A 10,844-nucleotide genomic window follows, 5' to 3' on the forward strand; every position below is an offset into this window, starting at 1 on the left:
CGGCCTCCTCCGCCTATCCATGCCAAAAGTGTCAACCATCTCCCCGAACGCTGTAAGCCATCTCCCCGGGACATACACTAAATCCGGGATGACGGCCGAGTTTGGGGCGGGCGCCATCGATCCCAACGGGATCGCAAGGCCGAACGGCCGCCGGCGCTGATGCGCCGCCGCCGCGGAGGCTAGCGGGCGCAGCCCGCGCTCAGCCGTGAGCGCAAACAAACAGCGAAAAACTAATCCAAAGCCCGAAAATGCTTCGACAGCTTCAGCGCCTGGCCCTGGTAGCTGGAGGTGCCGCCCTCGCCATAGAGCGCTTCGGGCTTCTCCGCCAGGTGCTCGTAGACGAGGCGGCCGACGGTCTGGCCGTGGTCGACGATGAACGGCACCTCGTGGCTGCGCACTTCCAGCACCGCCCGCGCGCCGGCGCCGCCCGCCCCGTCATAGCCGAAGCCGGGGTCGAAGAAGCCGGCATAGTGAACCCGGAATTCGCCGACCAGCGGATCGAAGGGCACCATTTCGGCCGCCGTCTCCGGCGGCACGCAGACCGCCTCGCGCGAGACGAGGATATAGAACTCGTTCGGGTCGAGGACGAGCGACCGGCTGCCGCGCGTCGTCATCGGCTCCCAGAAGTCGAGCACGTCGCAGGCGTTCTTGGCATCGACGTCGATGACCGCCGTGTGCCGCTTGGCGCGGAACCCGACGAGGCCGTCACGGGCCCGGCCTTCCAGGTCGATGGAGACCGGCACGCCGCCGGAAAAATCATGGCTGGCGCCGTCGATCAGCGGCATCGCCCGGTGGAGGGCGGCAAGGTCGTCTTCCGTGATCCGCGCCGAGCCGCGCCGGAAGCGGATCTGGGAGAGCCGCGAGCCGGCCCGGACCAGCACCGGGAAGGTGCGCGGGCTGATTTCCGCATAGAGCGGGCCGCAATAGCCGGCCGGCACGGTGTCGAAGGCGCGGCCGCGGTCGGCGATCACCCGTGTGAAGACGTCGAGCCGGCCGGTGGAGGATTTCGGGTTGGCCGCCGCCGCGATGTCGGCCGGCAAGGCCAGCCGCTCCATCAGCGGCACGATATAGACGCAGCCGGTCTCCAGCACCGCGCCGCCGGTGAGCGGGATCGTGTGGAGCCTCAGGTCCTGAAGCTTTTCCTCAACGGTCGTCTGCGGGCCGGTGAGGAAACTCGCCCGCACCCGGTAGGCGACGTCGCCGAGCCGGAGGTCGAGGCTCGCCGGCTGGATCTGGTCGGCATCGAGCGGCCCCGCGCTCGCCGCCGCGCCCGATGCAAAAAGCTCGCGGATCATATGGGCGGGAAAGATGCCCGTCGGCCGCGTCCCGTCTGTTGCCGTCATTGGATGGCCCTGCCTCACCGTTTGGCATGCTCTACCCGATCGCGCCGCCGGCGCCAAGGCCAAGACGGGGGCGGGCGGATCTAGCCGGTCTCGCCGGCAAGCGGCAGGGTGATGCGCACGCAAAGACCGGGCGCGTTGTCGAGCGCTTCGACTTTGCCGGCGTGCAACTCCACGATGGCGGCGACGAGCGACAGGCCCAATCCGCTTCCCGGTGTCGTCCGGCTTCGGTCCAGCCTGTAGAGGCGCCGGAATATCTTTTCCCGCTCGCCCTCCGGGACGCCGGGGCCGTCGTCGGCGACGCTGAGCACGGCTGTGTCGCCATCCCGGTGCAGGGAAACCGCGATCCGCCCCGGCGCCGGGACATGGTTGATGGCGTTCTCGATGAGGTTCGCCAGCAATTGCGTCAAAAGTTCCTCGTCGCCGTCGACCGTCGCGGCCGCAACGCTGTCCCAGCTCATCGTGTGGCCGGTGTCGGTCGCGACCTCGGCGTAGATATCGCAGACCCGTTCGACGACCTCTCCAAGGGCGAGTCGGCGAAACCGCGATCGCCGCGTGCCGGCCTCGATCTGCGCCACCCTGAGGAGCGCGTTGAAGGTCTCGATCGCCGCGTCGCTCTCCCCGATCGCCGCATCGATCGCGGCCTCGTATTCCGCAAGGCTGCGCTCCTTCCGGCGCACGCTTTCCAGACGTTGCCTGAGGCGGGCGAGCGGCGTGCGCAGGTCGTGCGCGATGTCCGTGGAGACCTGCCGGAGGCTCGCCAGCAACGTCTCGATGCGCGCCAGCATCATGTTGATGTCGCCGGCAAGGCGGTCCAGTTCGTCGCGCCGGCCGGAGACCGGCAGGCGCAGGTCGAGATGGCCCTCGACGATCCTGCGCATCGTCGCCGCGATCCGGTCGACCCGGCGGGTCGGGCCGACGGAGATGAGGAAGCCGCCGGCCAGCGCCAGCAGCGTCGTCACCAGCCCGCCCCAGAGCATCGCCGAAAGGATGGTCTCCTGCGTCTCGTGCAGGGCGCGCAGGTTCCGCGCGATCATGATCTCGAAAGGGCCGATCCGCTCGCCAAGACTGATGAGCCGGACCTCCCGTTCGGGGGCCTGCGAGGCTGCCGCCTCTATGTCCGCCGACGGCCGCACGCGATCGGCGGGGATTTCGCTCTCGTTCCAGCCGTCGCGCCAGAGGTCGGTCGGGAGATTTCCGGAGATCACGGAACCGTCCGGTTTGCGGAACAGGAAGAAGCGGTCCTGCGAGGCGCGTTCCAGCAGCTCTTCCATCTCGTGCCGCAGCCCGGCCTCGCCGTCGGAGCGGAACGCCTGTCGCAGTTCGTCCATGTCGTCGGCGACGGCGGCGCGCAGAATGCCGGTCATTTCCGACGATGCGGCGAGATAGGTTGTCCCCAGGATGGCGAGCACCGAGCCGAGGAAAAACACCGTGTAGATCAGCGCCACACGGAAGGAGATCGAGCGGAGCTCCCTAGGAAGGAACATTGAGGATGTATCCCGAGCCCCGGATCGTCCTGATCATCTCGGTCTCGAAAGGCTTGTCCACTTTCGAGCGCAATCGGCTGACATGGGTTTCCACGACATTCGTCTTCGGGTCGAAATGGAAGTCCCACACCCGTTCCAGGAGCATGGTCCGGGTCAGCACCCGGCCGCGGTTGCGCATCATGTATTCCAGCAGCCGGAACTCGCGGGGCTGGAGCTCGATCGCCTGGCCCTGGCGCCGCACCTGGCGGGCGATGACGTTCATCTCAAGGTCGCCGACCTTGAGGACGGCGTCTTCCTTGCGCAGCGGCGAGCGGCGGGCGAGGGCGTTCAGCCGGGCCATCAACTCGGAAAACGCGAACGGCTTGGCAAGGTAGTCGTCGGCGCCGGCCTCCAGCCCCTCGACCCGGTCGTCGAGGCCGGACACCGAGGTCAGGAAGATGATCGGCGCATCCCGGCCGGCTGAGCGCAGGGCGCGCACGATCGACAGGCCGTCGAGCCCCGGCAGCATGCGGTCGATCACCACCGCATCGTAGTCGCGCGTGCAGGCCAGTTCGAGCCCTTCGGGCCCGGACGCCGCATGGTCGAGATCGTGGCCTTCCTCCTTCAACCCGCCGGCGACATAGTCGGCCGTCGAGCGATCATCTTCGATGATCAGAACCTTCATCTGGGCTTCCCCGAACCTCCTGCGGTTCCGCGGCCGCCATCTGGTTCGACGTGACGAACCGCTGGAACGCGCGATCCATGGCTCCGCTCCTGCTCCAGAGCCACGGGAAATGACCGTAGGTGAAGGATAGCTGATCGTCGGCCAAAGCGGCAGTTTTTCCTGCCACGGCATATTCGTAGATCGCCGAGGCGAGGCCCGACCGGTCGGCGCCTCCCATGCAATGGATGAGCAGCGGCTTCGGCGCGGTCTCTATCGCCTGTTCGATGGCCGCCATCGTTTCCAGCCGCGGTTCCTTGTCGGCGGAAATATGGATCGACAGGTGGGTAATCCCATGGCGCTGCGCGACATCGGCCTCGTCCTCAAACCATTGTGCGCCCGGATGCGGGCCGCGCAGATTGAGGACCGACCGGATGCCCTTGTCATCGACCAGGTGCTCGAGTTGCCCGGCGTCGAGCTGGCCGGACCTGTAGACGAGGCCCGGGTCGACGGCATGGATGTTGCCGGACATGCGAAGATAGCCGGCATATCCCGCCGCAGGCGCGACGATGAGGCTCATCGTCACGAAGGTGTACGTCAGGACAGTCGATATTGGGGGCATGATCGGGGCTCCGGTCTGGGTGACCGGACTTGCGTATCATCGCCCCTATGACGCCAGATTTCCCGAACTATACGGTTTCGTATAGTTGGCCCCTGAGGTTCCGAAAGGGGTCGCGTATCCGGCCGCCGGTCCGCCGCGCACCGGTCCCTCGATCGCCGGCCTTGCACTGCCCGCCGTTGACGCCGCGGCCAAGAGGGAGTAGAGGCAAGGGATCGTGGTCATTTGGGCCGGCCGGCTTGCCGCCACGTAAAACAAGGCGCTAAAAGGTCGGGAGTGCATGCCCCCGGTCAGACAAGCGTCGGCCGGGTTTTTTTGTGCGTGAACTTCAAGAAGGTCGAAGACTATGACAAGTGGCAAGGAAAACTGGAAACCGGCAACCAAGCTGGTGCATGGCGGAACGATGCGCTCGCAGTTCGGCGAGATGTCGGAAGCCTTGTTCCTGACCCAGGGCTTTGCCTATGACACGGCCGAGGCCGCCGAGGCCCGCTTCAACGGCGAGGACCCCGGCTTCATCTATTCGCGCTTTTCCAACCCGACGACGGCGATGTTCGAGGACCGCATGGCGCTGCTGGAAGGCGCCGGGGCCGCGCGGGCAACCGCGAGCGGGATGGCGGCCGTGACGGCGGCCTTCCTCTGCCAGGTCTCCGCCGGCGACCATGTGGTGGCGGCAAAGGCGCTGTTCAGCTCCTGTCGCTACATCGTCGAGGACTTGCTTCCGCGCTTCGGCGTCACCTCGACCCTGGTCGACGGAACCGACCTCGACCAGTGGCGCGCCGCGGTCAAGCCCGAGACCAAGGCCCTGTTCCTGGAAAGCCCAACCAACCCGACCCTCGACGTCCTCGACATTGCGGCTGTCGCCGAAATCGCCCATGAGGCCGGCGCCGTGCTCATCGTCGACAACGTCTTTGCAACGCCCGTCTGGCAGTCACCGCTTCAACTCGGTGCCGACGTGGTCGTCTATTCGGCGACCAAGCACATCGACGGCCAGGGCCGCTGCCTCGGCGGCATCGTGCTGTCCAGCGAGGAGTGGGTGGACGAGTACCTGCACAATTTCCTGCGCCAGACCGGGCCGTCCATGAGCCCGTTCAACGCCTGGGTGCTCTTAAAAGGCCTTGAGACCCTCGACGTCCGCGTCGCCCGCCAGACCGAGAACGCCGCAAAGATCGCCGATTTCCTCGCCGACCATCCGTCCGTTGCGCGCCTCGTCTATCCCGGCCGCGCGGACCACCCCCAGGCCGACATCGTCGCCCGCCAGATGCGCGCCGGCTCCAACCTCATCTGCCTGGAGCTGAAGGGCGGCAAGGAGGCAGCCTATCGCCTGTGTAACGCGCTGGAGATCGTCAAAATCTCCAACAATCTCGGCGATGCCAAGAGCCTCATCTGCCACCCCGCGACCACCACCCACCAGAGGATGGACGAAGACCAGCAGCTCGAACTCGGCATCACCGCCGGCACGCTGCGCTTCTCGGTCGGCCTGGAAGACGCCGACGATCTGATCGCGGATATTTCGCGAGGGCTGGGGTAGGCGAGCGGGCGCCTAACGCTCCGGATCATTGGCAGGCGGTCGCGGTCGCCACTGCCCAAACGGAGCGGACATGCGAAGACGCGGCGGTGCTGCCGGAACACGCCCGCAACGCCTGAACGGTCCGGTGACGCTCACCTTCGGCGATCCGCTGCAGGAGCCTGAATCGCAGGCAGCGCAGCGGTATTCCCGCACCTTCGCATTGCGCGCAATCTAGAATATCCACAATTTTAGCGGTTTATTTCTACGAAGCGTCTAACATTTCCGGATTATCCGAGGATAACGGGAAGGTTGACGCCCATGTGTTGCCAGAAGCCTTGGCGGATCGCGTCGCTGTTTTCTCGCTTTTCGAGGTCGCGCTCCGGCTCGATCGCCGTCATTTTCGCTCTCGTCCTGGTGCCGATCCTGGCCCTGATCGGCCTTGCGGTCGAATTCACGCTCGCCTGGACGATGAAGTCAGACATGCAGATCGCCGCCGATTCCGCAGCCATTGCGGCGACTGTCGCCGATGTCAGCCTCAGCGAGAGCGCGGCGTCCAGAATCTACCAACAGAACACCAAGGAAGGGGCACTCGTCTCCTACAACAGGGCCGAGAGCGGCGACGGGGTCACGGTCACGGTCACCGCCAGCGGCACCTCGCCCGTCTTCTTCAGCAAGGTGATCGGCACCGATGGCTTCGATGTCAGCGTCAAATCCACGGCCTTCGCGCCGAAAAAACTCTCTTCGGCGCGGTTTTTCCCGATCTCGGCGAACGGCTGGTACAACAAGGTCGTCAGGTTGATGGTCCGGCGCAAGGGCGAGACAACGGACGAGGAACTGGTCCAGATCCGCTACAACTATCAGCCGGCAGCATTTGAGGTCAGCAACAGCGGATGGATCGACCTCGGCGACTATGAATCCGCCTATCTCCAGATGGACGTCGATCCCAACAGCAAGGGGCTGGAAAGCTGCCGCAACGGCGGCTGCGACCTGACTTACCGGACCGACGACCCCGAATGGTCGAACCGGCTGATCGTCGACCACGTCCAGGTCCCGGACAACACCAAGGTCGACATTTTCGACCTCGTGCCGTGCGGTACGACCTCCGAACACGCCTGGGAGGACGGCGGCAGCACGGTGAGCTACGCCAATGCCGATTTCTTCTACAAGGTCACCGGCCAGTGCAACCAGGTGTCGAAGGACAACGTCCGCCTGGTGAACTGAGCGACCGGGCCGGACGCGTCACCGGTCCGCCAACACCCGCATCGAAAACACGATCCGCGCGCCGGCCGACACGAAGCAGAGCGCTGCAAAGGCGAGCGCAATCACCGAAAACCAGGCCGGAAACAGGCAGAAGACGACGAAGACGAAAATCGTCTCGGCGCCCTCGGCAAGGCCCCCCAGATAGTAGAGCGACTTCAGCCCCTGGGCCGAGGTCTCGATGCCCGTCTTTTCCGCCATGATCGCAAAGGCAAGGAACGCCGCGCCGTTGGCGTAGAAGCTGGCGAGCAAGACGGCGCCGGCAAGCCCGTTCTCGGCCGGGTCGGCGAGGACGAAGCCGAGCGGCACTGCGCCGTAGAACAGAAAATCGAAGACGATGTCGATATAGCCGCCGAGGTCGGTGCGGTCAGTTGCGCGGGCGACAGCCCCATCTAACCCGTCGGCGAGCCGGTTGAGGAGGACGAGGCAGAGCGCGACCCATGTCGCGCCGAGGGCGATTGCCGCAGCCGCCGCAAACCCCAGCACCAGCCCGAAGACCGTGACCGCATTGGCGGTGACGCCGACGTCGGCGAGCCCGCGCCCGGCCCGGTTCAGCGGCGCATCGATGATTTTTCTGAGGGCGGCGTCGAACATGGCAGGAATCCGCAAGGGCGCTTCTGCGGCGTCATAGCCGACTGGATCGCCGCCGTCACGCCGTCTGGCCGCGCGTCGTCCCTTTCGCCATATTGCAAAAACGCCGCCGGGACGGCACAAACGGGCGACAACCGGTTTGCCGCGCAACCTCCGGGGTCGGGTAAGATCGGCCGGGTTTTGTGGGGCGCCGCCGCACCGCCGCCTTTGCAACAGGGATTTGTCCATGTATCGCGCCGTCACCCGCAACATCCAGATCACGGTGGAGCCGGTCTATCTGGACGAGGAGTCCGCGCCGGACCAGAACCGCTATTTCTGGGCCTACACCGTGGAAATCGTCAATCTCGGTGGCGAGCCGGTGCAACTGCGCACGCGCCACTGGAAGATCACCGATGCGACGGGCCGGGTGCAGGAGGTGCATGGCGCCGGCGTCGTCGGCGAGGAACCGGTGATCGAGCCGGACGAGGCCTACGAATATACCAGCGGCTGCCCGCTTTCGACGCCGGGCGGCATCATGGCCGGCCATTACCAGATGGAGTGCGACGACGGCGAGCGCTTCGATGTCGAGATCCCGGCCTTTTCCCTCGACGTGCCCGACATGCCGCGCGTCATCAACTAGGCCCTGCCGCGCATGGCCCCGAGGTCCCCTCGACAGTTCTCCTCCCGCAAAAGGCATGCGGGGGCCGTGCCGTGATCGATCTCCGGCCCATCATGCTGATCGTCGGAGCGCTCCTGGCAACGCTCGGCAGCGCCATGATGGTGCCGGCGCTGATCGACCTCGCCGAGGGCAATCCGGACTGGCAGATCTTCACCGCCTCGGCCCTTCTGACCATGATGGTGGGGTTCTCGTCCTGGGCCGTCGCCCGCGGCGCGCCGGCCGGCCTGTCGGTGCGCGAGGCCTTCATCATGACGGTCTTTGCCTGGGTGGTGCTGGCCGCCTTCGGGGCCCTGCCGATCTACTGGTCGGGGGTGGTGCCGTCCTATACCGACGCCTTTTTCGAAGCCATGTCGGGGATTACGACGACGGGCGCGACGGTGATCACCGGGCTCGACACCGCGCCGCCCGGCATCCTGTTCTGGCGCGGCCTCCTGCAATGGCTCGGCGGCCTCGGCATCATCTTCATGGCGATTGCCGTCATGCCGATGCTGCAGGTCGGCGGCATGCAGCTCTTCAAGGCCGAGGCGTTCCACGCCGCCGACAAGATCCTGCCGCGCGCGACCCAGATCTCCGGCATCATGACGATCATCTTCCTGTCGATGACGGCGGCCTGCGCCTTTGCCTATGCGGCGGCCGGCATGACGCTCATCGATGCGGCGATCCACGCCATGACCACGGTAGCGACCGGCGGCTTTTCCTCCAAGGACGCCTCCATCGGCCACTACGACAGCGCGGCCATCGACTGGATCGCCATCGTCTTCATGTGCCTCGGCAGCCTGCCGTTCCTGATCTATATCCGGATCCTGCAGACCCGCTCGCTGACCTTCCTGAAGGACGATTCCCAGGTCCACACCTTCTTCGCTTTCCTGATCATCTTCTCGCTGACGATCTGGCTCTACGAGCGTTACCTGCACATCCATCCGGGCCCGGATTCGCTGCGTTACGCCGTCTTCAACATCGTCTCGGTGATGACCGGAACGGGATACGCCAATGACGACTACAACGCCTGGGGCACGTTCTCCGCGGCGCTGTTCTTCATGGTCATGTTCATCGGCGGCTGCTCGTCCTCGACCTCCTGCGGCGTAAAGATCTTCCGCTTCCAGATCATGTTCCAGGACATCCGCCAGCACCTCAACCGGATGCTCTATCCGAACGGCGTCTTCGTGAAGACCTATAACGGCCGGCCGCTGGAGGATTCCGTCTCCGCCGCCGTCATGACCTTCTTCTTCTTGTATCTGGTCTGCGTCGTCGGCCTGACGATCCTCCTCAGCCTCACCGGCCTCGACGACATGACGGCGCTGTCCGGCGCCGCAACGGCGATCTCGAACGTCGGCCCGGGGCTCGGCGAGATCATCGGCCCGGCCGGCAACTTCAAGGACCTCAACAACACGGCGAAATGGCTGCTCGCCTTCGGCATGCTGCTCGGGCGGCTGGAACTGTTCACCGTGCTGGTGCTGTTCCTGCCGAAATTCTGGCGCGATTGAGGTAAGAGCCGGCGAGCCTCAGAGCGTGCGGTGGCGCGCCCTGGCGCCGGCCTCGATGGCGGCGACCGTCAGCTTGTCGAGGTTGAGCCGGTCGCGCAGCATCTGCAGGAAGCGCAGCTCCTCCTGCTCCACATGCAGGTCGGCGGCGGCGACCTCCACGGCCAGCGCATAGGCGGTGTCGTAGAGCTTTTTCGGCAGCGCCTCGGCGATCTCGTCGAGCACCCGTTGCAGGCCGTCGTCGCCCTGCAGGATGTCGCCGCAGTCTTCGGCGGCGTTGATCAGGCGTTCCCGGTTGTAGGAGCGGAAGATCGGCAGCGTCTGGACGATCTCGCCGATCCGCATCAGCTCCGGATCCGTCATGGATCGGTCCGCGGCGGAAATCGTCACCATGGCGTAGATCAGGGCGTCGTGGTGGGTGATGGTGCTCATGAACGGCAGGTCCTTCGCGTCGCGGATCGTCGATTCGGGGAAAGACCCTAGAATAAATCCCCGTTGGGGGAAATCGTGACCGCCGAAGAAATGGCGGGCGAGGGCGAAGCATCGCACCCTTGGAGCGGCGATGTCGGCCGCGCCGGCAGATTGCACGCGCGGCGGCTCTCGCGGATTTGCTTCACAAGACCGGCAAACCGCACTAGGTTCCGCCCGCGCCCGCCGGAGCGGGGGCTTAACCCCTTATCGGATAGCAGAAATGACGGATACCTCAGCCGCTTCCCTCGATCTTTCCCCGGCCGTGATCGCGGCCGCCCAGACCTCCCGGGCCTGGCCCTTCGAGGAAGCGCGGAAAATCGTCAAGCGGCTGGAGAAACGGCCGGCAGGACCGGAAGGCGTCCTCTTCGAGACCGGCTATGGCCCGTCCGGCCTGCCCCATATCGGCACCTTCGGCGAGGTCGCCCGCACCACCATGGTCCGCCACGCCTTCCGCATCCTCACCGAGGACGCGATCCCGACGCGGCTGTTGTGCTTTTCCGACGATCTCGACGGCATGCGCAAGGTGCCGGACAGCGTGCCGGATCCGGCGGCCCTGATGCCGTACCTGCAAATGCCGCTGACGACGGTGCCGAACCCCTTCGACGGCGACTTCGACAGCTTCGGCGCCCACAACAACGCCATGCTGCGCCGCTTCCTCGACGCCTTCGGCTTCGACTACGAGTTCGCCAGCGCCACGGACTATTACCGGGCCGGCCGCTTCGACGAGGTGCTCTTGAGGGCCGTTGCCGAATACGACGCCATCATGAAGGTGATGCTGCCGACGCTCGGCGCC

10 protein-coding genes, 1 pseudogene and 1 riboswitch are annotated in these 10,844 nt (G+C 65.7%); of the genes and pseudogenes, 5 read left to right on the forward strand and 6 right to left on the reverse strand.

Annotated features, from left to right (window positions below; genetic code table 11):
* Positions 1-230 precede the first annotated feature (230 nt).
* The 4 genes from CH339_RS19395 to CH339_RS19410 all read right to left on the reverse strand — a co-directional run bounded on the left by CH339_RS19395 (position 231) and on the right by CH339_RS19410 (position 4,089).
* Entirely contained in the window at positions 231-1,343 is a 1,113-nt protein-coding gene (locus CH339_RS19395; protein ID WP_111436030.1) for a 2'-deoxycytidine 5'-triphosphate deaminase, read from the reverse strand.
* 80 nt (positions 1,344-1,423) lie between these two features.
* Positions 1,424-2,827 carry a HAMP domain-containing sensor histidine kinase gene (locus tag CH339_RS19400; RefSeq protein ID WP_111436031.1) on the reverse strand — a complete coding sequence of 468 codons (1,404 nt, stop codon included), beginning with the start codon at positions 2,825-2,827 and terminating at the stop codon, positions 1,424-1,426.
* The gene (locus CH339_RS19405) at positions 2,814-3,491 is read right to left on the reverse strand and encodes a response regulator transcription factor (RefSeq protein ID WP_111436032.1); all 678 of its coding nucleotides are present in this window, start codon (positions 3,489-3,491) and stop codon (positions 2,814-2,816) included. Before CH339_RS19405 ends, CH339_RS19400 begins: the two co-directional genes overlap by 14 nt.
* Positions 3,466-4,089, reverse strand: coding sequence for a phosphatase domain-containing protein (locus CH339_RS19410; RefSeq protein ID WP_111436033.1), 624 nt, complete (start codon positions 4,087-4,089; stop codon positions 3,466-3,468). Before CH339_RS19410 ends, CH339_RS19405 begins: the two co-directional genes overlap by 26 nt.
* Positions 4,090-4,293: 204 nt before the next feature.
* Positions 4,294-4,372, forward strand: a riboswitch (SAM riboswitch).
* Between the two features lie 60 nt (positions 4,373-4,432).
* On the opposite strand from CH339_RS19410, the gene CH339_RS19415 reads away from it, so the two are divergent.
* Both CH339_RS19415 and CH339_RS19420 read left to right on the forward strand, forming a co-directional pair.
* Positions 4,433-5,614, forward strand: coding sequence for an O-succinylhomoserine sulfhydrylase (locus tag CH339_RS19415; protein WP_111436034.1), 1,182 nt, complete (start codon positions 4,433-4,435; stop codon positions 5,612-5,614).
* Between the two features lie 393 nt (positions 5,615-6,007).
* Entirely contained in the window at positions 6,008-6,814 is an 807-nt protein-coding gene (locus CH339_RS19420) for a pilus assembly protein TadG-related protein (RefSeq protein ID WP_170138588.1), read from the forward strand.
* Between the two features lie 18 nt (positions 6,815-6,832).
* Here the strand turns inward: CH339_RS19420 and CH339_RS19425 are convergent, their stop codons facing one another.
* Positions 6,833-7,444: a CDP-alcohol phosphatidyltransferase family protein gene (locus tag CH339_RS19425; protein WP_111436036.1), complete on the reverse strand. Its 612-nt coding sequence runs from the start codon at positions 7,442-7,444 to the stop codon at positions 6,833-6,835.
* A 223-nt stretch (positions 7,445-7,667) separates the two neighbouring features.
* Between CH339_RS19425 and apaG the strand changes: the two genes are divergently transcribed.
* Complete coding sequence (apaG, locus tag CH339_RS19430) at positions 7,668-8,060, forward strand: Co2+/Mg2+ efflux facilitator ApaG/CorD (protein WP_111436037.1); 393 nt, start codon at positions 7,668-7,670, stop codon at positions 8,058-8,060.
* Between the two features lie 71 nt (positions 8,061-8,131).
* Complete coding sequence (locus CH339_RS19435) at positions 8,132-9,583, forward strand: TrkH family potassium uptake protein (protein ID WP_245408177.1); 1,452 nt, start codon at positions 8,132-8,134, stop codon at positions 9,581-9,583.
* Positions 9,584-9,601: 18 nt separating this feature from the next.
* Here the strand turns inward: CH339_RS19435 and CH339_RS19440 are convergent, their stop codons facing one another.
* Positions 9,602-10,012 carry a tellurite resistance TerB family protein gene (locus tag CH339_RS19440; RefSeq protein WP_111436038.1) on the reverse strand — a complete coding sequence of 137 codons (411 nt, stop codon included), beginning with the start codon at positions 10,010-10,012 and terminating at the stop codon, positions 9,602-9,604.
* Positions 10,013-10,271: 259 nt separating this feature from the next.
* Here CH339_RS19440 and lysK point away from each other — a divergent pair.
* A pseudogene (gene lysK, locus CH339_RS25185) lies at positions 10,272-10,844 on the forward strand (lysine--tRNA ligase); the annotation flags it as partial.

Source organism: Rhodobium orientis (genome assembly GCF_003258835.1).
Taxonomy (GTDB): domain Bacteria; phylum Pseudomonadota; class Alphaproteobacteria; order Rhizobiales; family Rhodobiaceae; genus Rhodobium; species Rhodobium orientis.

What these genes read in the sequence shown, in the direction of transcription:
- CH339_RS19395 (WP_111436030.1), bottom strand. Translation starts at nt 1,343, where the DNA reads ATGACGGCAACAGACGGGACGCGGCCGACGGGCATCTTTCCCGCCCAT.
- CH339_RS19425 (WP_111436036.1), bottom strand. Translation starts at nt 7,444, where the DNA reads ATGTTCGACGCCGCCCTCAGAAAAATCATCGATGCGCCGCTGAACCGG.
- apaG (WP_111436037.1), top strand. Translation starts at nt 7,668, where the DNA reads ATGTATCGCGCCGTCACCCGCAACATCCAGATCACGGTGGAGCCGGTC.
- CH339_RS19405 (WP_111436032.1), bottom strand. Translation starts at nt 3,491, where the DNA reads ATGAAGGTTCTGATCATCGAAGATGATCGCTCGACGGCCGACTATGTC.
- CH339_RS19440 (WP_111436038.1), bottom strand. Translation starts at nt 10,012, where the DNA reads ATGAGCACCATCACCCACCACGACGCCCTGATCTACGCCATGGTGACG.
- CH339_RS19415 (WP_111436034.1), top strand. Translation starts at nt 4,433, where the DNA reads ATGACAAGTGGCAAGGAAAACTGGAAACCGGCAACCAAGCTGGTGCAT.
- CH339_RS19410 (WP_111436033.1), bottom strand. Translation starts at nt 4,089, where the DNA reads ATGCCCCCAATATCGACTGTCCTGACGTACACCTTCGTGACGATGAGC.
- CH339_RS19400 (WP_111436031.1), bottom strand. Translation starts at nt 2,827, where the DNA reads ATGTTCCTTCCTAGGGAGCTCCGCTCGATCTCCTTCCGTGTGGCGCTG.